This is a genomic window from Pseudomonas sp. RU47, assembly GCF_004011755.1.
Taxonomy (GTDB): domain Bacteria; phylum Pseudomonadota; class Gammaproteobacteria; order Pseudomonadales; family Pseudomonadaceae; genus Aquipseudomonas.
In genome coordinates this window covers 141,094-166,243 of the sequence record NZ_CP022411.1, presented here as the reverse complement: position 1 = coordinate 166,243, position 25,150 = coordinate 141,094, and the positions used below count along the sequence as shown (strand labels likewise).

The following is a 25,150-nucleotide window of genomic DNA, read 5'->3' as shown; positions in this document are numbered from 1 at the left end:
AAAGTTAATAGCGAAAGAATCTAGCCAAAATATTGACGAAAACATGCGTCAAACTTGTTTCGCAAATTTTTAAAGTACGTCCAGACTGAATCGGCGCCCATGCCCTCAGGTCCATGGAAGTCAACTGAACGTGACACCCCGGAGAGTCTTCAATGAGCAGTGTTGTTGCCATCGTCAAAAGCATTGTCGGTCAGGTATTCGTGGTGTCCCCAGAGGGCGTGCGCCGCGTACTCGTTGAAGGCGATCGCCTGTTTGTCGGCGACCAGATCGACACCGGCCTCTCCGGCGCCGTGTCGCTTGAATTGGCAGATGGTCGCACCCTCGATCTGGGCCGTGAAACTCAGTGGAGCGCCACCGCCCCCGACTCCAGCACTGACCTGGCAGAAGCCACCGCGCAGGCTGCGCCGTCAGTAGCCGAACTGCAGCAAGCCATTGCCGCCGGTGTCGACCCGACCACCGCGCTTGACGCCACCGCTGCCGGCCCGAGCGCCGCAGGTACGGGCGGTGCTGCTGGTGGCGGCCACAGCTTCGTCATGCTCGACGCCACCGCTGGCCGTGTTGACCCAACCATTGGTTTCCCGACCGCAGGGATCAACGCTGCCGGTCAAGCTGCGCAGAACATCACCGGCGGCCAGACCACCGATACCACCACCAATGCTCTGCGTGAGTCGACCCTGAGCCTTAGCGCCACGCCGAGCATCACCGAAGCCGGCGGCGTGCTGGTGTACACCGCGACCCTGACCCAGGCGCCGCTGACCGACCTGACCATCACCCTGTCCAACGGCGCGGTGATTGTGATTCCGGCAGGTGCAACCACCGGCACGGTCAACGTGCCGCTGGCGCCGAACGACACCGTCTATAACGACCCGACGCAGATCGACGTGACCGTCACCGGCACCACCGGCGGCAACGGCATCACTGTGACGACGCCGACCAACCCGGCCACGACCCAGGTCACTGACACCATCGACACCACCACCGTCACCCTGACGGCCGGGCCGAGTGTCACCGAAGGCGGGCAGATCACCTACACCGCGACCCTGACCAATCCGGCACAAACCCCGGTGACCGTCACCCTGTCGAACGGCTCGACCATCACCATCGGCGCCGGCCAGACCACCGGCACTGTCAACGTGCCGACCCCGGCCAACGACGTCTATAACAACGGCAGTACCGTCACCACCACCATCACTGGTGCCAGCGGTGGCAACTTCGAAAATCTGGTGCCAAACCCTACGCCAGCGGTGACCACCATCACCGATTCGATCGACACCACTAACCTGACCCTGACTGCCACCGGCACAGTGGTTGAAGGTGGCCAGATCACCTACACCGCGACCCTGACCAACCCGGCGCAAACCCCGGTGACCGTCACTCTGTCGAACGGCTCGACCATTACCATTGACGCCGGCCAGACCACCGGCACCGTCAACGTGCCGACCGCGGCCAATGACGTCTACAACAATGGCGGCACCGTCAGCACCACCATTACTGGCGCTACCGGCGGCAACTTTGAAAGCCTGGTGCCGAACACAACGCCAGCCACCACCACGGTTACCGATTCGGTCGACACCACCAGCGTCAGCCTCACCGCTACCGGCACCGTCGTCGAAGGCGGCCAGATCACCTACACCGCGACGCTGACCAACGCCGCGCAGACCCCGGTGACGATAACCCTGTCGAACGGCTCGACCATCACCATTGAAGCCGGCAAGACCACCGGCTCCGTCAACGTGCCAACCGCGGCCAACGACGTTTACAACAATGGCAGCACGGTCAGCACCACGATTACCGGCGCAACCGGTGGCAACTTCGAAAACCTGGTGCCAAACACCACGCCAGCGACCACCACAATTACCGATTCGATCGACACCACCAATCTGTCGTTGTCAGCGACCGGCAGCGTTGCTGAAGGCGGCTCGATCGTTTACACCGCGACCCTGACCAACCCGGCCGGCACACCAGTCACCGTGACCCTGAGCAACGGCTCGGTGATCACCATCGAGGCGGGCAAAACCACTGGCACCGTGACCGTTCCGGCGCCTGCGGATGATGTCTATAAAGACTCCGGCAAAGTCGAAGTCACGATCAAGGATGCGACGGGCGGCAACTTCGAGAATCTGCTGCCGAGCACTGTCCCGGCCGTGACCGAAGTGACCGACACCATCGACACCTCGACCGTGAAACTGACGGCTGATACCTCGGTTGCTGAAGGTGGCACCGTCACTTACACCGCCACCGTCGGTGCGCCGGTGACCGGTTCGCCTGTCGTGGTAACCCTGGCCAACGGTCAGAGCATCACCATCGAAGTCGGTAAAACCACCGGCACCGTGACCAGCACCGCACCAAATGACGCGTTGACCGGCAATGCGCCGCTGACCAATTCGATCACTGGCGTCTCGGGTGGCAATTACGAAGATCTGGTGGCCGACAAGACCCCGGTTTCGACCAGCGTTACCGATGTTGCCGACACCACCAACCTGTCGCTGAGCGCAACCGGTTCTGTGGCTGAAGGCGGCCAGATCACTTACACCGCGACCTTGACCAACGCCGCAGGTTCGCCTGTTACCGTAACCCTGTCGAACGGTTCGGTGATCACCATCGAAGCCGGCAAAACCACTGGCACCGTGACCGTTGCGGCGCCTGCCGATGACGTCTACAAAGACGCCGGTAAGGTCGAAGTGACCATCCAGGACGCTACCGGCGGCAATTTCGAGAACCTCGTTCCGAGCACCGTTCCAGCCGTCACCGACGTGACCGATACCGTTGACACCACCACGGTCAAGCTGACCGCCACCGAGTCGGCGGCTGAAGGTGGCACTGTCACGTATACCGCCACTGTTGGCGCGCCGGTGACCGGTTCGCCTGTTGTCGTGACCCTGGCCAATGGTCAGAACATCACCATCGAAGTCGGCAAAACCACCGGCACCGTGACCACCACTGCACCGAATGACGCGTTGACCGGCCAAGCGCCGATCACCAACGCGATCACGGGCGTGAGCGGCGGCAATTACGAAGACCTCGTCGCCGACAAAACCCCGGTCAGCACCACCGTGACTGACACCACCGACACCACCAGCCTGACGCTCAGCGCAACAGGCACCGTGGCTGAAGGCGGTCAGATCACTTACACCGCGACCCTGACCAACGCCGCAGGCTCGCCTGTTACCGTGACCCTGTCGAACGGTTCGGTGATCACCATTGAAGCCGGTAAAACCACCGGCACCGTGACCGTTCCGGCGCCCGCTGATGACGTCTATAAAGACGCCGGCAAAGTCGAAGTCACGATCAAGGACGCCACCGGCGGCAATTTCGAGAATCTGGTGCCGAGCACCGTTCCGGCCGTCACCGACGTGACCGATACCGTCGACACCACCACCGTCAAACTGACCGCCACCGAGACTGCCGCTGAAGGTGGCACCGTTACCTACACCGCGACTGTCGGCGCGCCAGTGACCGGTTCGCCAGTGATCGTGACGTTGGCCAACGGCCAAACCATCACTATCGGTGTTGGCCAGACCGAGGGCACCGCAACCACCGTAGCGCCAAACGATGCGTTGAACGGCCACACCCCGCTGAGCAACGCAATCACTGATGTGAGCGGCGGTAACTACGAGAATCTGGTCGCCGACAAAAACCCGGTTTCGACCACTGTCACTGACACCGTCGACACCACCAACCTGTCGCTGACTGCGACCGGCACCGTGGCGGAAGGCGGTTCGATCGTTTACACCGCGACGCTGACCAACCCGGCCGGCACGCCAGTGACCGTTACCTTGAGCAACGGCTCGGTGATCACCATCGAAGCCGGTAAAACCACCGGCACCGTGACGGTTCCTGCGCCAGCAGATGACGTCTACAAAGACGCCGGCAAGGTCGAAGTCACGATCAAGGACGCCACTGGCGGCAACTTCGAGAACCTCGTTCCGAGCACCACCCCAGCCGTAACCGACGTCACTGACACCGTCGACACCACCAGCGTCAAACTCACCGCGACCGAGTCGGCGGCTGAGGGTGGCAGCGTGATTTACACCGCAACCGTCGGCGCGCCAGTGACCGGTTCGCCTGTGGTCGTGACCCTGGCTAACGGTCAGACCATCACCATTGGCGTAGGCCAGACCACCGGCACCGCGACCACCACCGCACCGAACGATGCATTGACCGGCCACGCGCCGATCACCAATGCGATCACTGATGTGAGCGGCGGTAACTACGAGAATCTGGTCGCCGACAAAACCCCGGTTTCGACCACTGTTACTGACACCGTCGACACCACCAACCTGTCGCTGACTGCGACCGGCACCGTGGCGGAAGGCGGGTCGATCGTTTACACCGCGACGCTGACCAATCCGGCTGGCACGCCAGTGACCGTGACGTTGAGCAACGGTTCGGTGATCACCATTGAAGCCGGCAAAACCACCGGCACTGTCTCCGTTCCAGCTCCGGCCGATGACGTCTACAAAGACGCCGGCAAGGTCGAAGTGACCATCAAGGACGCCACTGGCGGCAACTTCGAGAACCTGGTGCCGAGCACCACGCCAGCCGTTACCGACGTCACTGATACCATCGACACTTCGACGGTCAAACTGACCGCCACCGAGTCTGCGGCTGAAGGTGGCACCGTCACCTACACCGCCACGGTCGGTGCGCCAGTCACTGGCTCGCCAGTTGTGGTGACCCTGGCCAACGGTCAGAACATCACCATCGAAGTCGGTAAAACCACGGGCACCGTGACCACCACCGCGCCAAACGATGCGTTGACTGGCCACGCTCCGCTGACCAACGCGATCACTGACGTTTCCGGCGGCAATTACGAAAACCTCGTGGCCGACAAAACCCCGGTCAGCACCACCGTCACTGACACTGTCGACACCACCAACCTGTCGCTGAGCGCCACCGGTTCGGTGAACGAAGGCGGTCAGATCACTTACACCGCGACCCTGACCAATGCCGCTGGCTCGCCGGTCACCGTGACCCTGTCGAACGGTGCTGTGATCACCATCGACGCCGGCAAAACCACTGGCACTGTCACCGTCGACGCACCGAAAGACGACGTTTACAAAGACGCCGGCACTGTTGAAGCGACCATCAAGGGAGCGACCGGTGGCGACTTCGAAAACCTGGTCACCAGCACAGCGCCGGCCGTCACCACCGTCAACGACACCATCGACACCTCCACCGTGTCACTGACTGCCACGGCGAACGTCGCCGAAGGCGAAACCGTGGTCTACACCGCGACCGTGACCGCGCCAGTGACTGGTTCGCCGGTTGTCGTAACTCTGTCCAACGGCCAGACCATCACCATTGCCGTCGGTGAAACCACCGGCTCGGTGAACTTCGTTGCGCCGAACAGCCCATTGGCCGGCGGCAGCTCGCTGAGCGTGACCATCGACGGCGCCACTGGCGGCAATTACGAAAAACTCGCGGTCGACGGCAAGTCCGCCGACACCGCGGTTTCGGACACTACCGACACCACCAACCTGAACCTGACCGCAACCGATTCGGTGGCTGAAGGCGGGTCGATCGTCTACACCGCTACGCTGACCAACCCGGCCGGCACCCCGGTGACCGTGACCCTGTCGAACGGTTCGGTGATCACCATCGACGCCGGTAAAACCACCGGCACCGTGACCGTTCCAGCGCCTGCCGATGACGTCTACAAAGACGCCGGCAAAGTCGAAGTGACGATCAAGGATGCAACCGGCGGCAACTTCGAGAATCTGGTACCGAGCACCGTACCGGCGGTGACCAATGTCACCGACACCATCGACACCACCACCGTCAAACTCACCGCGACCGAGTCGACGGCTGAGGGCGGCAGCGTGACTTACACCGCGACCGTCGGCGCGCCAGTCACCGGTTCGCCTGTGGTCGTGACCCTGGCTAACGGTCAGACCATCACCATTGGTGTTGGCCAGACCACCGGCACCGCGACCACCACCGCGCCGAACGATGCATTGACCGGCCACGCGCCGATCACCAATGCGATCACCGAGGTGAGCGGCGGTAACTACGAAAATCTGGTGGCCGACAAAACCCCGGTTTCGACCAATGTCACCGACACTGTCGACACCACTAACCTATCGCTGACTGCGACCGGCACTGTGGCCGAGGGTGGTTCGATTGTTTACACCGCAACCTTGACCAACGCCGCTGGCTCGCCAGTCACCGTGACCCTGTCGAATGGCGCGGTAATCACCATCGAAGCTGGTAAAACCACTGGCACCGTGACCGTTCCTGCTCCGGCTGACGACGTCTATAAAGACGCCGGCAAGGTTGAAGCAACGATCTCCACCGCTACCGGTGGCAACTTCGAGAACCTGGTGCCGAGCACTGTGCCGGCCGTGACCGAAGTCACCGACACCATCGACACCTCGACCGTCAAACTGACGGCTGATACGTCGGTCGCTGAAGGCGGCACCGTCACTTACACCGCCACTGTCGGCGCTCCAGTGACCGGCTCGCCAGTCGTGGTGACCTTGGCCAACGGTCAGAACATCACCATCGAAGTCGGCAAAACCACCGGCACCGTGACCACCACCGCACCGAACGATGCGCTGACCGGCCACGCACCGATCACCAACTCGATCACCGGTGTCACTGGTGGCAACTACGAAAATCTCGTGGCCGACAAGACCCCGGTCAGCACCACCGTGACCGACACCGTCGACACCACTAACCTGTCGCTCAGCGCGACCGGTTCTGTGGCTGAGGGCGGCTCGATCATCTACACCGCCACATTGACCAACGCGGCTGGCTCGCCAGTGACCGTGACCCTGTCGAACGGCGCCGTGATCACCATCGACGCCGGCAAAACCACTGGCACCGTGTCTGTTCCAGCGCCAGCCGATGACGTCTACAAAGACGCCGGCAAGGTTGAAGCGACGATCTCCACCGCTACCGGTGGCAACTTCGAAAACCTGGTGCCGAGCACCGTTCCGGCCGTGACCGAAGTCACCGATACCATCGACACCTCGACCGTCAAACTGACGGCCGATACCTCCGTGGCGGAAGGCGGCACCGTCACTTACACCGCCACTGTCGGCGCTCCAGTCACCGGTTCGCCGGTCACCGTGACCTTGGCCAACGGTCAGAACATCACCATCGAAGTCGGCAAAACCACCGGCACCGTGACCTTCACCGCACCGAACGATGCGCTGACCGGCCACGCACCGCTGACCAACTCGATTACTGGCGTAACCGGCGGCAACTACGAAAACCTCGTGGCCGACAAGACGCCGGTCAGCACCAACGTCACCGATACTGTCGACACCACCAACCTGTCGCTGAGCGCGACTGGTTCGGTTGCTGAAGGTGGCTCGATCATCTACACCGCGACGCTGACCAACGCGGCCGGCTCGCCAGTCACCGTGACCCTGTCCAACGGCGCGGTGATCACCATCGACGCCGGCAAAACCACTGGCACCGTGACCGTTCCAGCCCCGGCCGATGACGTCTACAAAGACGCCGGCAAGATTGAAGCGACGATCTCCACCGCTACCGGTGGCAACTTCGAAAACCTGGTGCCGAGCGCTGTTCCGGCCGTGACCGAAGTCACCGACACCATCGACACCTCGACCGTCAAACTGACGGCTGATACGTCGGTCGCTGAAGGCGGCACCGTCACTTACACCGCCACTGTCGGCGCTCCAGTGACCGGTTCGCCTGTCGTGGTGACCTTGGCCAACGGTCAGACCATCACCATTGGTGTTGGCCAGACCACCGGCACCGTGACCACCACCGCACCGAACGATGCGCTGACCGGTCAGGCGCCACTGACCAACTCGATCACGGGTGTCACTGGCGGCAACTACGAAAATCTGGTGGCCGACAAGACCCCGGTTTCAACCACGGTCACCGATACCGTCGACACCACTAACCTGTCGCTGAGCGCGACGGGTTCGGTTGCTGAAGGTGGTTCGATCATCTACACCGCAACGCTGACCAACGCGGCTGGCTCGCCAGTCACCGTGACCCTGTCGAACGGCGCCGTGATCACCATTGAGGCGGGTAAAACCACTGGCACCGTCACCGTCGCTGCGCCGGCGGATGACGTTTACAAAGATGCAGGCAAAGTCGAAGCAACCATTTCGACCGCGACCGGTGGCAACTTCGAGAACCTGGTGCCAAGCACCGTGCCGGCCGTAACCAATGTCACCGACACCATCGACACCACCACCGTAAAACTCACCGCCACCGAGTCGACAGCTGAGGGTGGCAACGTCACCTACACCGCGACTGTCGGCGCGCCAGTCACCGGCTCGCCGGTTGTCGTAACCTTGGCCAACGGTCAGACGATCACCATCGGCGTCGGCCAGACCACCGGTACCGCGACCACCACGGCACCAAACGACGCATTGACTGGCCACGCTCCGCTGACCAACGCGATCACTGACGTAACAGGTGGCAACTTCGAGAACCTGGTGGTCGACAAGACCCCGGTATCGACCAATGTCACCGACACCGTCGACACGACCAATCTGTCACTCAGCGCTACTAATTCGGTCGCTGAAGGTGGCTCGATCGTCTACACCGCGACCCTGACCAACGCCGCTGGTTCACCAGTGACCGTGACCCTGTCCAACGGCGCGGTGATCACCATCGACGCCGGCAAAACCAGCGGCACCGTAAGCGTTCCGGCCCCGGCTGACGACGTCTACAAAGACGCCGGCACCGTGCAAGCGACCATCAGCACCGCCACCGGTGGCAACTTCGAAAACCTGGTGCCGAGCACTGTTCCCGCCGTCACCAGCGTTACCGACACCATCGACACCACCACCGTGAAACTGACGGCCACCGAGTCGGCGGCTGAGGGTGGCAACGTTGTCTACACCGCTACCGTAGGCGCGCCGGTTACCGGCTCGCCAGTTGTCGTGACTTTGGCCAATGGTCAAACCATCACCATCGGTGTAGGCCAGACCACGGGCACCGCAACCACCGCAGCGCCAAACGATGCATTGACTGGTCATGCACCACTGACCAACGCGATCACCAACGTGACCGGCGGCAACTACGAAAATCTCGTGGCCGACAAGACCCCGGTCAGCACCAACGTGACCGACACTGTCGACACCACAAATCTATCGCTGAGCGCGTCTGGTTCGGTTGCTGAAGGTGGCTCGATCGTTTACACCGCTACCCTGACCAACGCCGCTGGTTCACCAGTGACCGTGACCCTGTCCAACGGCGCGGTAATCACCATCGACGCCGGAAAAACCAGCGGCACCGTGACCGTTCCAGCACCTGCAGACGACGTTTACAAAGACGCTGGCACCGTGCAGGCCACGATCAGCACCGCCACCGGTGGCAACTTCGAAAATCTGGTGCCGAGCACGACTCCGGCTATTACCAGCGTCACCGATACCATCGACACCACCACGGTGAAACTGACCGCGACCGCCACTGCCGCTGAAGGCGGTAACGTCGTCTACACCGCAACTGTCGGCGCGCCAGTGACTGGCTCGCCAGTCGTGGTCACCCTGTCGAACGGTCAGACCATCACCATTGGTGTTGGCCAGACCACCGGCACCGCGACCACTACCGCGCCTAACGACGTATTGACCGGTCATGCACCGCTGACAAACGCGATCACCAACGTGACCGGCGGTAACTTCGAAAACCTCGTGGCTGACAAAACGCCGGTCAGCACTACCGTGACCGACACTGTCGACACCACCAACCTGTCGCTCAGTGCGACCGGTTCTGTGGCTGAAGGCGGCTCGATCGTTTACACCGCGACGTTGACCAACGCCGCTGGCTCGCCAGTGACCGTCACCTTGTCAAACGGCGCCGTGATCACCATCGACGCTGGTAAAACCACTGGCACCGTAACCGTTCCAGCGCCAGCCGATGACGTCTACAAAGACGCGGGTACCGTGCAGGCGACCATCAGCACCGCCACCGGTGGCAACTTCGAAAACCTCGTGCCGAGCACGACTCCGGCCGTGACCAGCGTCACCGACACGATCGACACCACCACCGTAAAACTCACTGCAACCACAACTGCAGCCGAGGGCGGCAACGTTGTCTACACCGCGACTGTCGGCGCGCCAGTCACCGGTTCGCCGGTTGTCGTGACCCTGGCCAACGGTCAGACCATCACTATTGGCGTCGGCCAGACCACCGGCACCGCGACCACCACCGCACCGAACGATGCGTTGACCGGTCATGCGCCGCTGACCAACTCGATCACCAACGTGACGGGCGGCAACTACGAGAACCTCGTGGCCGACAAAACCCCAGTCAGCACTAACGTGACCGACACTGTCGACACCACCAACCTGTCGCTCAGTGCGACCGGCTCCGTAGCCGAGGGCGGTTCGATCGTCTACACCGCAACCTTGACCAACGCCGCTGGCTCGCCAGTGACCGTAACCCTGAGCAACGGCTCGGTAATCACCATCGACGCCGGTAAAACCACTGGCACCGTAACCGTTCCAGCGCCAGCCGATGACGTCTACAAAGACGCCGGCAACGTTCAGGCAACGATCAAAACCGCCACTGGGGGCAGCTTCGAGAACCTGGTGACCAGCACCACGCCAGCCGTGACCAGCGTCACCGACACCATCGACACCACCACCGTGAAACTGACCGCCACCGGTACAGCGGCTGAAGGCGGCAACGTCGTCTACACCGCCACGGTTGGCGCACCGGTAACCGGTTCGCCAGTCGTCGTGACCCTGGCCAACGGTCAGACCATCACCATCGGCATCGGCCAGACCACGGGCACCGCGACCACCACTGCGCCGAACGATGCATTAACCGGTCACGCGCCGCTGACCAATTCGATTACCAACGTCACGGGCGGCAACTACGAGAATCTGGTGGCCGACAAGACCCCGGTTTCGACTACCGTCACCGACACCGTCGACACCACCAACCTGTCGCTGTCCGCGACCGGCACAGTGGCCGAAGGTGGCCAGATCACCTACACCGCGACCCTGACCAACGCCGCTGGCTCGCCAGTCACCGTAACCCTGAGCAACGGCTCGGTAATCACCATCGACGCTGGCAAAACCACCGGCACCGTGACCGTCCCGGCTCCGGCTGACGACGTCTACAAAGACGCCGGCACCGTGCAGGCAACCATCACTGGCACCAGCGGCGGCGGCTTCGAAAATCTGGTGACCAACAACACGCCAGCCGTGACCAACGTCACCGACACGGTCGATACCACCACCGTCAGCATCACTGGCAGCAGCTCGGTGACCGAAGGCCAGACGGCCAGCTACACCGTCAGCCTGAACCACCCGGCGCAAACCGAAGTGACCCTGAAAATCGTCTACAGCGGTACCGCCGCCGACGGTTCTGATTTCACCGGCGTGTACACCGTGAAGATTCCGGCAGGTGCGAGCAGCGCGCAGTTCAACGTCGCCACCATCGATGACAAGATCACCGAAGGCACCGAGAACTTCGTGGTCAAGATCGATTCCGCCACCGGCGGCAACTTCGAAAACCTCGCGGTCAGCAGCACCAACGGCAGCGTCAGCACCTCGATCATCGACAACGATGCGCCGCCGGTGCTCGACCTGGATGCCAACAACTCCAGCGGCGCCACCGGTGCCGACTACAAGGTGACCTTCACCGAAAACACCCCGGGCGCCGGCGTGTCGATTGCCGACACCGACATCAGCATCACCGACCCGGACAGCACCCTGCTGACCGGTGCCACCGTGGTCCTGACCAACCGTCAGGACGGCGATGCGCTGAACCTCGGCAACAGCGTCAACGGCATCACCATCAATGCCAACAGCACCAACGGCACCGTGACCCTGACGCTGTCGGGCAACGCGACACTGGCCGACTACATGCAGGCCATCAAGAACATCAGCTTCACCAACGGCAGCGAAAACCCGAGCACCGTGCCGCGCATCATCACGGTGACCGTGACCGACGGCGGCAATTACTCCAACACCGCGACCACCACGGTCAACGTGGTGGCGGTCAACGACGCTCCGGTGGCAGCGCCAAGCAACGTCACTGGCACCGAAGACACTCCGCTGGTGCTCGGCTGGTCGACCTTCGGCGTGACCGACGTCGACAGCCCGGCCAGCAGCCTCGGCATCAAAATCACTCAGCTGCCGGGCGAAGGCAAACTGCAGTATCTGGACGGTTCGACCTGGAAAGACGTCGCCAACAACCAGACCTTCAGCAAGGCTGACATCGACGCGGGCAAGCTGCGCTTCCTGCCGGATGCCAACGAGTCGGGGGTCAACGGTTACGGCGGCAGCGGTCTGGGCAACAACCAGGCGGACTACGCACAGATCAAATTCCAGCCAACCGACGGCCAACTGCTGGGCAACACCGGCACCGTGAAGATCGACATCACGCCAGTGGCGGACGCGCCGACCGTGAGCGTGGCCGACAACAGCGTGAAGTCCACCGGGCTGATCAAGGAAGTCTGGACCGGCTTGGCGGGTCTGGGCACCAACGGCAATGGCGCGGATTCGACCACGTTGAAAAACGTCATCGACGGCGCCGGCAAACCGAACTCCAGCGGCTCGGTGACCAATGTGCAGTCCGACGGTAGCGTTGCGGCGGGCACGGCATCGAAGACGTCAGGCCTGATTTATCTGGAAGCCGGCAAAACCTACACCTTCAGCGGTATTGCCGATGACAGTTTGTTGATCACGATCGGCGGCAAGAGTGTGGCTTCGGGTACCTGGGGCGCGGGCGGCGCCATCAATGGCTCGTTCACCCCGACCACCAGCGGCTACTACACCCTGGACATCTACCACCACAACCAGAGCGGCCCGGGCAGCTACGACGTCAACCTGTCGGTCAATGGCAGCACGCCGATCGACCTGAGCAGCGCCGGCGTGCCGATCTACACCGGCGTGCAGGATCTGATCAATTCGGGCGTGACCGTCTCCGATCTGCACGGCAGCAACGGCGAAGGCTATTACGACGGCTACAAACTCAATACCGGCGCCGAAGGCACCACGGTGAAACTGTCGGCAATCACCACCGCACTGACTGACACCGACGGCTCGGAAACCCTGAGCGTGAAGATCAGCGGCGCACCGGTCGGCTCGGTGCTCAGCGATGGCGCGGGTCACACCTTCACCGTCACTGCCAGCAGCGGCGACGCCAACGTCACTGGCTGGAACCTCGCCAGCCTGACCGTAACGCCACCGCCGTACTACAACGGCCAATTCAACCTGACCGTGACCTCGACCTCCACCGAGATGGTCGGCGGCTCGGCCAGCAGCACCGCGACCATTCCGGTCAGCGTGGTGCCGGCGGTCTACAACGCCGTGGTTGCGACGTCGGGCGACGACACCGTCACCGGCACCGATGGCAACGACATAATCGTCGCCGACATCGGCGGCCTGACCGTGGTCCCGGGCACCAACTACAACATCGCGTTCATGGTCGACAGCTCCGGCAGCATGAGCAGTTCGTCGCTCAACGCCGCCAAAGACTCGCTGACCTCGGTGTTCAACAGCCTCAAGCAGAGCCTGGGCGGCAGCAATTCGGGTACGGTGAACATTTTCCTCGTCGACTTCGATACCCAGGTCAACAAGTCGGTGTCGGTGAACCTCAACGACCCGAACGCGCTGACCCAGCTCAAAGCGGTACTGGACTCGATGGCCTCCGGTGGCGGTACCAACTATGAGGACGTGTTCAAAACCACGGCCAACTGGTTCCAGAGCGCTGACGCGGTGGCCAACAGCGGGGCGAAGAACCTCACGTACTTCATCACCGACGGCCAGCCGACCTACTACCAGAGCGGCGAGCAGACCAACCCGACGCTGTACGGCAACGTGAAGCTCGACGATGTGGTGAAAACCAGCAACTACAAGCCGGGCGACACCTTCAGCACTTACATCGACAATACCCACGCGTTGACGATCAACAGCGCCGGCACCGTGACCCTGCAAACCTACACTTCGTGGTGGGGCTGGAGCAGCTCTAATCTGGGCACCATCCACGCGCAGGGCGACGGCACTTATGAGTTGTCGAGTCTGGCGGGTACCGGTAACAGCACCAACTCGTCAACGACCAGCAACTCGACCAGTGGTTTTGCCTTGCTCAACGGTCTGTCGAACGTCGAGGCTATCGGACTGAACAACGATGTCAGCCTCAACGATCTGAAGCCGTACGATACGGATAAAACGCCGCAGACCAACATTGATCCGAAGGATCTGGCCAACTCGATCATCGGCCACACCGAAGCGACGCTGCCGGGCAACGACACCGTCAGCGGTGGCGACGGCAATGACATCCTGTTCGGCGATCTGGTCAGCTTCAACGGCATTGCCGGCGAGGGTTATCAGGCGATGCAGGCGTTCGTTGCCAAAGAAACCGGGGTCGATGTCAGCAAAGTCACCACCAGCAACGTGCACCAGTACATCACCGAGCACTATCAGGCGTTCGATGTCTCCGGCGCGCACGATGGTAACGACACCCTGCTGGGCGGCGCGGGCAATGACATCCTGTTCGGCTCGGGCGGCAACGATTTGCTCGATGGCGGCAAAGGTAATGACATCCTGCTCGGCGGCACTGGCAACGACACGCTGATCGGCGGTCAGGGCAACGACATCCTGATCGGTGGTTCGGGTGCCGACACCTTCGTCTGGAAGGCGGGCGATACCGGCAATGACGTGATCAAGGACTTCAAGGCCAGTGAAGGTGACCGCATCGACCTGCGCGATCTGTTGCAGGGCGAGACCGGCAGCACCATCGATAACTTCCTGAAGATCACCACGGTCGATGGCACGTCGTCGCTGCAAGTCAGCTCGGCGGGCAAGTTCAACTCCGGCGACGCTGCGGCGGCAACCCCGGACGTGACGATCAAACTGGAAGGCAACAACTGGTCGAGCGCCAACATTCACAACCTGATTGCCGGCAGCGACCCGACGATCAAAGTCGACCACAACAACAGCTGATACGTGAACAAAAACGGCCGCCCTTCTGGGGCGGCCGTCACGTTTGCGCTTACCGCGACGGTGACGATTACGTCGCCGCACCGCATACTCGCGCGCAGTTGGCTATGCTGCTGACAGCATGACGCTGGTTCATTTCCGAGGGATGCTCAATGTTTTACGTGCAACGCGATGCGCAAGGTCTGTTGATTCGCGTGGAAGCCGCGGCCTACGCCGAGGCCACGGAAACCCTGCCGGCCGACAGCCATGAAATCCAGGCCTGGTTCGCCAACGAAGTGGTGGAAACCAGCCTCAAACAGCTCAAGCAGAGCGACTTCGAAATGATTCGGGTCCTCGACGACCTGATTCAGGTGCTGACCCAGAAAGGCGTGATCCGCGTCACCGATCTGCCACCGGCGGCCCAGGCCAAACTGATGGACCGGACCCAGGCGCGGGAAGCGTTGGGTGGGTTGAGTCAGTTGATTGATGAGGATGAAGGCGGGTTGATCTGACCTCCCGTAATCAAAAGCCTACCCTCACCCCAGCCCTCTCCCGGTGAGAGAGGGAGCTGACCGAGGTGTCTGGCGTCATACATCGACCTGAAAAACCGGGGCGATTATGGATCCAGCGCAAATCGCTGACGTCGGCGTATTTCCCGAATATCCCCAATCAGTCCGCTCTCACGGAGGGACGGGGCCGACCGAGGTGTCTGGCGCTGTACATCGACCTGAGAAATCGAGTCGATTATGGATTCAGCGCAAATCGCTCACGTCGGCGTATTTCCCGAATATCCCCCAATCAGTCCCCTCTCCCTCTGGGAGAGGGCTAGGGTGAGGGTTGCTTTTGCGATGACTCACCGCCAAGGCTTCGGTTCACCCAACAACTGCCCCTGAACCCCATACAAGCCCATCTCGCGAATCACCGCCAACTCGCCTTCCGTCTCGACCCGCTCGGCAATCAGCGGCAGATCGATGCTGTGCGCCGCCCGCTGGATCGCCTCGATGAACAAGCGCTTGTCGCCCTCCTGATCAATCGCACGAATGTAGCTGCCATCGATCTTCAAGTACGCCAGCCCCAGCCGCGCCAGGTTGCCGATCATGCTGAAGCGCCCCCCAAACCGCTGCAGACTCAGGGAGAAACCGAGTTCACGCAGGCGCCGGGTCAACTGCTCCAGTACCGCTTGCTCCGGCAACTGCTCCTCGCCGATCTCAAGGGTCAGGCGCGCGCCGAGGTTGGAATGCGCGCGCAGAATCTCGAAGATTTTATTCAGCGCTTGCGGATCAGCCAAGGTAGCCGAAGACAGGTTCAGCGCCAGCGAATCCTCATGCGCTTTCATCTGTTCCAGCACGCGTTCGAGCATCAGCCGATCCAGTCGCGCGGTCCAGCCAAAGCGCTCCAGCCATGGCAAGAAGCGCCCGGCCGGAATGGTCTGGCCCTGATCATCGAGCAAGCGCGACAGCACTTTGTAATGCAGCACCAGTTGCGTGTCGGCGGCAGCCACCACCGGCTGGAAATACAGCTCGAAACGCTGCTGACTCAAGGCCTGATCGAGCAAGCGATGCCAGGCGTGGTGATCGTCGCCAACGTCCGCCGTCAGGCTCTGATCGATGCAGGCCCAGTTCTGCTCGCCCTGTCCTTCGGCTTGCGCCAGCGCCTGATCGCCGAGCGTCAGCACTTGTTGCGGCGAATCGCCGTGGGTGAACGGCGCCAGACCGATCGACGCCACCGCTGCGACGTCGGTCGCGCCGGTGGCGTGCAGACTGCTGAGGGCACTGTCGAGGTTCTGCGCCAGTTGCAGCGCTTCCTCACGAACCAGCCCCGGCGCCAGCACAGCGAATTCACCGCCACGAATACGTGTGACAAGGTTCTGGGTTTCCGGATATTTGGCACATTCGCGCGACAGCTGCTCGCCGACCGCTTTGAGCAATTCATCGGTGCGCTGACCGCCCAAACGCTGGTTGAGCCCGGCCAGATCCTTGACCCGCAACAGCAGCAGATAACCGGAACTGGCCTGCTCCGGGTTGCTCACCCGATTGTTCAACTGCATTTCGAAATAGCGCCGGTTGGCCAGCCCGGTGAGGTTGTCCTGATAGGACTCGGCGCGCAGTTTTTCACTGCGCTCGGCCTGCTCCTGAAACAGTGCCTTGAGCTTCTCGACCATCTGGTTCATCGCCTGCACCACGCGACGCAACTCAGGCGTGCGCGGCAGATCCGGCAGGCTGAGGAATTCGCGCCGGGCGATGGCGTGGGATTGCTTGACCATGTAATCCAGTGGCTTCAACTGCCGGCGCAGCAACAGCGCACCGAGGACGGCACTGATCGCACCGCAGATCAGCAGCCAGCCGAGGCTGCCCAACGCGCTCTGCCAGAGTTTGGCCACGGCGAACATCGGATGGCTGACCACCTCGACCCGCGCCGCCTGTTCCCAGCCACGGCTGACCAGCGCGTCACCACCGGCAGGTTCCAGGCCAATCAGTTTGACGAACCAGTCCGGCACGTTAGTGACGGCCGGAATGCCGTTGCGCTCGACGATCGTCTGATCGGTTTTCAGATCGACCACGCGGATGCTCGCGTAATAACCGCTGTCGAAAATCGAGCTGACCAGCAACTCGACCATCGCCGGGTCGTCGATATTCGGCGTCAGTGACAAAGCCAGCGCCGTCGCGGCGTCCTGGGCGTGGGAACGCAACTGGTTGACGTACTGGGTGCGCGAGCTTTCCAGACTGACCATGAAGCTGCCGGTGAAGGCGACCACCAGGAACAGACAGATAGCGATCAACAGCTGTTTGAACAAAGACATCTGAGCGCGTGCTCCTAGTTAGTCGTCTCGACCGGGAAACCTTCGGCCTGCATTTTCTTCAAGACATCCTGCCAGCGCGACAGGCGTTTGGTGTCACCGACCTTCTTGTTGCCTTTGGCCCCCGGCAAATACAGACCTTCAGCATTGAAAGAGTAGACCGGCAGCAAATCGGTTCGCTGCGACGCCGGCTGGATCGGATCGATCAGGCTGTCGAGCACCAGCGGCATGGCATCGGGGGTGGCATAGTAAGTCAGGACCATGTGCGCGCGGTTCTGGCGCAACGCTTTGACATAGGTGATGCGCAGCTTGTCACTGGAAACCCCGAGGTGGCGCAGGCTGAAATACTTGGCGATCGCGTAGTCTTCACAGTCGCCGGCGCCCTTCCACAGCGCCTCGATGGGTGTTTCCCAGTAATCGACTTCGTGCCACAGATCAATGTCTTCGACGTAGCGCACCTGTTTGTTGAAAAACAGGTTCACCACTTTCAGCTTTTCCATCTCGCTGACCTGCTTCTGCGTGGCCAACAGGTTCTGCCAGGCATCGATGCGCTGCTGCCCGGCACCCAGCGGCCCATAGAGTGCCGTGGCTTTGCGGCTGATCGCGGAAAAATCCCAATCGGCATGCAGGCCGCCCAGCATCATGCCGGCCAGCAACAGTGCGCAGCCTAGCCAGCGCAACGTCCGGGGGATCGCGAAACGTACCGCCACAGCAGGTTTCCAGAAGGCAGGATAGAAAGCGTTTGATGGTGAAGCTTAGCCCGGCAAAAAACAATGGCACCATGAGATCATCCACGGCACGCTAAACTTCATTTGCCAGCGCAATGTTTTACAAGGTTTGACAACCTGTAGAGCAATCACTAGTGTCATTTGGATCCAAATCAGGCCGACATACAGGGTGCGTAGTCGTGACACAGAAGCCCAAACCGCTGGACAGCATTAAAGTCGACGGACCGATTCCTGCGCATCTGGCCCGTTCGGTGATCGAAGAAACCCTGCGCTCGGCAATTCTTGATGGGCGTCTGCCCTGCGGCACGGCGCTGCGTCAGCAGGATCTGGCCGATTTGTTCGGCGTCAGCCGCATGCCGGTGCGCGAAGCCTTGCGCCAGCTCGAAGCCCAGGAACTGCTCAGCGTTACTGCGCATAAAGGCGCAGTGGTTGCGCCGTTGATTCAGGGCGATGCCACTGAAACCTACGAGCTGCGCATCCTCCTCGAATCCGAAGCCATGCGCCAGTCGGTTCCGCTGTTGACCGCTGCCGATCACGCACGGGCAGCGGCTTACATCGAAGAGCTGGAGGCGCAACACGACTACACGGAAATCGGCCGGCTCAACCGTTTGTTCCACATGGCCCTTTACAGCAAGGCGCCCAACAAACGCTTGCTGCGACTGGTCGAAGACGGACTCAACGAAGAAGAACGTTTTCTGCGTTTCAACCTTGAGGCCATGAGCCTGGGCAAATTGTCCCAGGACGATCACCGGGCGATGCTGCAAGCCGTGCAGGATCGCGACACTGAACGGTCGATCGAACTCCTCGAGCAGCACCTTAATCGGGGCGTCGAGGTGATTACCCGCTATCTGGCTACCCCCGCCGCGCAAAGCCGCAAAGCCGCGCGCTGAGCGCGCACCCTCCGCGAATAACTCTCTTACAAATCCCCAAGCGATCTGCCAGCCCTCGGGTGGGCGGATCCGCGTGCCCGCTCTAACCTCCCTGCGCCGTTGAGTCCGAAATTTGCACCTTGCCGATGTTGAAACGGGAATAGCCGTGGCGATCATTTACCCGCACTCTTGAACGGCCAACCCCATAAAGAACGGGCGACGCGCCGCACTGACGGCGCAGTCCCCGCACCAGGAACCTACGGAAGGAGCCTTGCCACGGGAAAAAGGAAGTCATGGCGCGGGGTCACGGCCAACTTCCGCCCCTTTTAAATCATTCAACTCTTATTACTGGAAAGTTGCTTCGAGTGAGGCATTCACTCTTATCGATCAATTTTGGCAGTTATTCGCCGAAAGGAGCAACTACGCCCAAATAAAACTTCAGCCAAAAGTTTTATCGGAACTACTCAACTTCAAAAAACAGCCAACTTAAAATAATTAAAAAATGTACTTGTTAAATACTTTGTCGGTGTATTAGTTTTTCCTCGCCAGGTTTGAACTTCACCCTTCACCTCGGCACCCACCCAATGCCTGCGGTACAAAGCAGCGCCTTATGGGCAGACATGAAGCCATGTCACAGATATATCCGGTCCGCACTTACCTATCAGGAAGGAAGGCTGTCGTCCGCCGACAGAAAACAAGTAAGTCGTAGTTTCACAGATTGCGCAGTTACCCGAGCAGTTCCATTACATATCAACGATAAAGGACATCATGATGCCCACCAAGAACCAACTCGCCCTAAAGAAAGCCGAACTTAGCATTCACCCGATCTTTTCCGAGATCACTTCGCTATCGGTATTGCGACGTTTCATGGAAACCCACGTATTTGCCGTGTGGGATTTCATGTCGCTGACCAAGCGCCTGCAGCAGGAGCTGACTTGCACCCGCTTGCCGTGGTTGCCGCCGCGTGATCCTCACGCCGCCCGGTTGATCAACGAGATCGTTCTGGGTGAGGAATCGGATGATTGTCTGACCGAAGGGCATTACAGCCATTTCGAGTTGTACCTGGATGCCATGCGCGAAATCGGCGCGAGTACCACCGCCGTGGAGCGCTTTATCGCCCTGCAACAGGAGGGCGTGAGCTATGACGTCGCGCTGCAAAGCATCGAGGTTGATCCGGCCGCCGCGCAGTTTGTCCGCGACACCTTGCGCACCGCCCTGCATGCCCCGGGGCACAGCGTGGCGGCAGCGTTTCTGCATGGCCGTGAGAGCGTGATCCCGACCATGTTCCAGCGCATCCTCGACGACTGGGGCATCGGTATCGAGCAGGCACCGACCTTCCGCTATTACCTGGAACGGCACATCGAGGTCGACTCCGAAGATCACGGCCCGGCAGCAGAACACCTGCTCGAGCGTCTGGTCGACGGCGATCCGCAGCGCGAGGCCGAGGTCTACGCCAGTGCCATCGCCTCCGTGGAAAGCCGCATCGCCTTGTGGGACGGCCTGCGCCTGAGCATGCGCGAACCGTTGGCGGAGGTCGCCCAATGAACGCCGCCGACTATCAATCCTTTGCCGATGCCTGGGAGAACCGCGCCACCATCCGCACCCGCCCGCGTCGCGTGCTGGAAGACGATGAACGCCTGATCTACCCGCTCAGCCGTCAACCGCTGGTGCTCAGCGAAACCTTCCTGCGCGAGTGTCCGCAGCAACGTGATTTCGCCTTGGTGCAGACGTTGTACAAATTCATCAACGACGTGGTGATTTTCGAGACCGAGATCGTCGACAAGACTGCGCGCAGCATCGCCAAGAACCGCTTCGCTGTAACCTTCCCGTTTGCCTGCCGTTACGACGCGATGACCGTGGTGGTCGACGAGGATTACCACGCCTTGGTGGCGATGGACTTCATGCAGCAAACGGTCGCGATGACCGGCATCGAACCGATTCAGTTGCCCGATGAAATCGAACTGAGCCGGGCTATTCCCGCCGCCGTCGCGCTGGCACCGGAACACCTGCGCAGCGCGATGGAATTGATTTGCGTGGCCATCGCCGAAAACACCGTGACCGGTGATGTCGCGGCGTTCGCCCGCGACGACACGGTCAAGCCGTCGATCAAAGGCCTGATGGCCGATCACTTGCTCGATGAGGGTCGCCATTCGAGTTTCTGGGCGCGAATGGTGCGCATCTATTGGCACACCGCCAGCGCGGCGGATCGCGAAACCATCGCGCAGATTCTGCCGGTGTTCATCGGCCATTACCTGACCAACGACATCCAGAAATCCTTCGACCTGCGCCTGATCGATGCGCTGCCGGTCAGCGCGACAACGCGCCGTTCGCTCAGGGATGAAATGGCCGGGCTCGCGTTCCCGATCAATCGCCACCATCCCTTGGTGGGCAACATCGTCAAGTTCTTCCACAACAGTTCGCTGCTCGACACACCGTGCGTGCAGCACGCCCTGCGCGATTACCTGGTTTGACAAGGAGGCCGACATGAAACGTCTCGACATTTTGCTGATTGGCGCCAGCCAGGCCATGACCGACCTGGCGCTGGAACTTGAACAACACGGTCACTCATTACAGCGCAGCGGCGTTGCGGCATCGACGGTGGATCTGATCATCGACGATGGCTTCATTGGCGCTGGTGACTTCTGCGCGATCCCGCACCTGCATCTGCGTCTGGGGGTTGGCGCGCCGAGCCTTGCCGGTTTGCCATCGCTCGATTTGCTGTGCTTCCTCGGCTCGTCACTGATCAGCCGCGTGCCGATTGCCGATGAGCCGTCCGGCAACGGTCAGGCCCTGCGGCAAAGGGTGCTGACGCAGGTGGTGGACGAAGTGGCGTTGCTGGTCAGCCGCGTCTCCCGCGATGCGGAATATCTTCAGCGGGCCGTATCTGTGCCTGCGCCGGATTTCGAGCGGATGGAAAACCTGCTGTTTCTCGACAGCCTGGCGTACGTCCATCGCCTCAATGAGACGGCCAATCCGGCGCTGCTGAAGCAGGCGCAGCTCCCAGTGATCGAGCGCCTGCAACAGAGCCTGATCCGGCATGCCGAACGACCGGCGCTGCACCTCGCCGAACAGTCGATCAGCTATCGGCAATTGCACGCCCACAGTCGCGCGATCCAGCAGCGTTTGCAGCCCTTGCTCGAGCAACATCCGCAACCGTGGGTGGTTGGCGTCTGCCTGCCGAAAAGCCCGGCGCTGTTCGCCTCGATTCTGGCAATCCTCGGCAGCGGCGCGGTTTACTTGCCGCTGGAACCGAGCCATCCATTGCAGCGCCAGCAATACATTTTGCAAAACGCCGGTGCAGTGCTGTTGCTGCATGATGGCGTGCATCCACTGAGCGCAACAATGGCGGGGCTGGATGTCAGTTGTATCGACAGCGCCGAGGCAGATCTCAGCCACCCGTTGATGCGCCGCCGCCCTGAACTCGACGCACCGTGCATGGCGCTCTACACCTCGGGCACCACCGGGCATCCGAAGGGTGTTTTGCTCAGTCAGGCCAATCTTGCGCACTTCACCGTGTGGTATGCCGATTACGTGCAGTTGCAGGCAGAAAGTCGGGTCTTGCAGTTCTCATCGCTGAGCTTCGACTCATCACTGATCGACATCTTCCCGACCCTGCTCGAAGGCGCCGAACTGGTGGTGCCCGACGACACGCAACGGCGCGATCCGCTGCAGCTGGTCGCGCTGATCCGCCGACGGCAACTGACCCACGCATTCCTGCCGCCAGCGCTGTTGAGCATCCTGCCGCTGGAGCAGTTGGAGGGTGTGCAAGTGATGACCGGCGGCGATGTCTGCGAGCCATTCGTCATCGAGCAACTGACCCGTCAGGGCACGCTGCACAACCTTTACGGACCGACCGAAGCCACGGTGCTGATCACCGCACGCCTGCTCAAACCCGGCGACAGCAACCGCAGCCTCGGTGCGCCGATCGCCAACAGCCAGGTGCTGATTCTCGATGATGATTTGCAACCGGTGCCGGAGCACACCGTCGGCGAATTGTTCATCGTCGGCCCCGGCGTCTGCCTCGGTTATCTGAACAATCCACAGCAGACCGCCGAGCGTTATCTGACCTTGAATCTGCCGGACGGGCAGACGCTGCGCGCCTACCGCAGCGGCGACATGGCCAAATGGGGCGAGCACGGAATCGAGCTGTGCGGACGGCGCGACAATCAAGTGAAGATCCGTGGTTTTCGGGTCGAGCCGGAAGAGATCGAACGCTGCCTGCGCGAGAGCCAGTTGTACCGGCAAATCGCAGTAGTAATCGACACTCAGCGACGGATTCTGGCGTTCCTCGCCCAGCCGCAATCGGACACCGCGCGCGAAGCACTGAAGGCCCACGCGCGCCAGTTTCTGCCCGACTACATGCAACCCGTGGCGTGGACTGAGCTGTCGAGCATGCCATTCGCCAGCAACGGCAAGGTCGACCGCAAAGCGCTGCTGGACCTGCCGGTGAGCGTGCAGGGCAGCGGGCCGAAATGCCTGCCGGCGAATGCTGATGAAGCACTGCTGCTGGAGATCTGGGCGGAGTTGCTGGAGCTGCCGAACAGCGATATTTCCACCGATGAAAGTTTCTTCAATCTGGGTGGTCACTCGATTTTGCTGTCGCGGATGTTGCTGCGTTTGCGTGAGGAATTCGGTCGCAGCATTTCGATCAATCGCTTCATCGAACTGCCGACCATCATCAAACTGGCAACGCTGGTGCGCGGCACCGATGACAACGCGGTGCTCAGCGCCCAGGCCATGGCCGACGCCGAACGTGCGCTGGACATCGAACCGCTGCCGATCAGCCGCATGGGCAATGTGCACAAGGTCATCGTCACCGGCGCCAACAGCTTTGTCGGCGTGCACATCGTCGAGGCACTGCTCGGTTGGGGCGCCAGCGAGGTGGCGTGTCTGGTGCGTGATGGCGACGGGAAAACAGCGGCGCAGCGCTTTGCCGATTCGCTGCGGGAAAACCGTCTGGAACATCTGGATCTGAGTCGTGTGCGGGTTTACGCGGCAGATATTTCGCGCCCGCAACTGGGCCTGAACGACGAAGATTATCAGCGCCTCGATCGCGAGTTCGGTGCGCTGGTGCACAACGCTGCCAACGTTAATCACGTACTCGATTACGAGTCACTGGCAGCGGACAACGTCGAGCCGGTTTTCGCCCTGCTGCGCCTGTGCGAAGGGCAGCGCAAAAAGGTCTTCAATTTTGTCTCGACGCTGTCGGCTTCAAGCACGGTCGATGATGCGGGACGGGTGCTGGAACTGCCCGCCGCGCTGACGCCACCGATCTACATTCGCAACGGCTACAACCTGTCGAAATGGGTCGGCGAGCGCATCCTCGAACGGGCGCGGGAACGCGGCGTACGGGTCAATCTGTATCGCCCCGGCAATATCAGTTTCAACAGCCTGAGCGGTGTTTGTCAGCCGCACAAAAACCGTTTGATGCTGATGCTCAAGGGCTCGATCCAGCTCGGTCAGGTGCCGGCCTTCGCGCTGAACTTCGACCTGATGCCGGTGGACTTTCTCGCCCGTTTCATCGCCTTCCACGCCAGCCGTTATTCACCCGAGCGGGCGGTGTTCAACCTGCACAACCCCGAGCCGCTGAGCTGGGACGCCTACGTCGCTTCGTTCCGTGAAACCGGCAGCGAATTCGCGCTGGTCAGCGTCGCCGACTGGCAACAGCAATTGGCTCGGGTCGACGCCGATAACGCGCTGTTCGGCGTGCTCGGTTTCTACCTCAACGGCTTTGAAGAAGACATCGGCGACATCTCGTTGATCGGCCACGCCAACGCTGAAGCCGGCGTGCAGCAGATGGGCGCGCACTACCCGCAGAAATCCCCAGCGCTGCTACGTCGCGGCTGCGACTACCTGAAACAAATCAACTTCATCTGAAGCAATAAAAAG

The 25,150-nt window shown here is 61.2% G+C and carries 8 protein-coding genes; 6 read left to right on the top strand and 2 right to left on the bottom strand.

Annotated elements, in window-relative coordinates:
• Positions 1 to 152 precede the first annotated feature (152 nt).
• Together CCX46_RS00730 and CCX46_RS00725 are read left to right on the top strand one after the other, a co-directional pair.
• Entirely contained in the window at positions 153 to 14,891 is a 14,739-nt protein-coding gene (locus tag CCX46_RS00730; protein WP_127925363.1) for a LapA family giant adhesin, read from the top strand.
• 149 nt (positions 14,892 to 15,040) lie between these two features.
• Positions 15,041 to 15,379: a hypothetical protein gene (locus tag CCX46_RS00725; RefSeq protein WP_007918987.1), complete on the top strand. Its 339-nt coding sequence runs from the start codon at positions 15,041 to 15,043 to the stop codon at positions 15,377 to 15,379.
• Between the two features lie 341 nt (positions 15,380 to 15,720).
• Here CCX46_RS00725 and lapD read toward each other — a convergent pair whose 3' ends face one another.
• Positions 15,721 to 17,667, bottom strand: a complete 1,947-nt coding sequence (gene lapD, locus CCX46_RS00720) for a cyclic di-GMP receptor LapD (protein WP_127925362.1) — start codon at positions 17,665 to 17,667, stop codon at positions 15,721 to 15,723.
• Positions 17,668 to 17,681: 14 nt separating this feature from the next.
• A complete protein-coding gene (lapG, locus tag CCX46_RS00715) occupies positions 17,682 to 18,374 on the bottom strand; it encodes a cysteine protease LapG (RefSeq protein WP_127925361.1) in 693 nt (230 codons plus the stop codon).
• A gap of 197 nt (positions 18,375 to 18,571) precedes the next feature.
• On the opposite strand from lapG, the gene CCX46_RS00710 reads away from it, so the two are divergent.
• The 4 genes from CCX46_RS00710 to CCX46_RS00695 all read left to right on the top strand — a co-directional run bounded on the left by CCX46_RS00710 (position 18,572) and on the right by CCX46_RS00695 (position 25,138).
• Positions 18,572 to 19,282, top strand: coding sequence for a GntR family transcriptional regulator (locus CCX46_RS00710; protein WP_127925360.1), 711 nt, complete (start codon positions 18,572 to 18,574; stop codon positions 19,280 to 19,282).
• Between the two features lie 747 nt (positions 19,283 to 20,029).
• A complete protein-coding gene (locus CCX46_RS00705) occupies positions 20,030 to 20,806 on the top strand; it encodes a DUF3050 domain-containing protein (protein ID WP_127925359.1) in 777 nt (258 codons plus the stop codon).
• Positions 20,803 to 21,732, top strand: a complete 930-nt coding sequence (locus tag CCX46_RS00700) for a diiron oxygenase (RefSeq protein ID WP_127925358.1) — start codon at positions 20,803 to 20,805, stop codon at positions 21,730 to 21,732. The genes CCX46_RS00705 and CCX46_RS00700 overlap by 4 nt, the downstream gene beginning before the upstream one ends.
• Before the next feature lie 13 nt (positions 21,733 to 21,745).
• Positions 21,746 to 25,138, top strand: a complete 3,393-nt coding sequence (locus CCX46_RS00695; protein ID WP_127925357.1) for a non-ribosomal peptide synthetase — start codon at positions 21,746 to 21,748, stop codon at positions 25,136 to 25,138.
• Positions 25,139 to 25,150: the final 12 nt, after the last annotated feature.

Bases quoted from the DNA above. Each gene is read 5' to 3' on its own strand.
- CCX46_RS00730 (WP_127925363.1), top strand. From the start codon at position 153: ATGAGCAGTGTTGTTGCCATCGTCAAAAGCATTGTCGGTCAGGTATTC.
- lapD (WP_127925362.1), bottom strand. From the start codon at position 17,667: ATGTCTTTGTTCAAACAGCTGTTGATCGCTATCTGTCTGTTCCTGGTG.
- CCX46_RS00725 (WP_007918987.1), top strand. From the start codon at position 15,041: ATGTTTTACGTGCAACGCGATGCGCAAGGTCTGTTGATTCGCGTGGAA.
- CCX46_RS00695 (WP_127925357.1), top strand. From the start codon at position 21,746: ATGAAACGTCTCGACATTTTGCTGATTGGCGCCAGCCAGGCCATGACC.
- CCX46_RS00705 (WP_127925359.1), top strand. From the start codon at position 20,030: ATGATGCCCACCAAGAACCAACTCGCCCTAAAGAAAGCCGAACTTAGC.
- CCX46_RS00700 (WP_127925358.1), top strand. From the start codon at position 20,803: ATGAACGCCGCCGACTATCAATCCTTTGCCGATGCCTGGGAGAACCGC.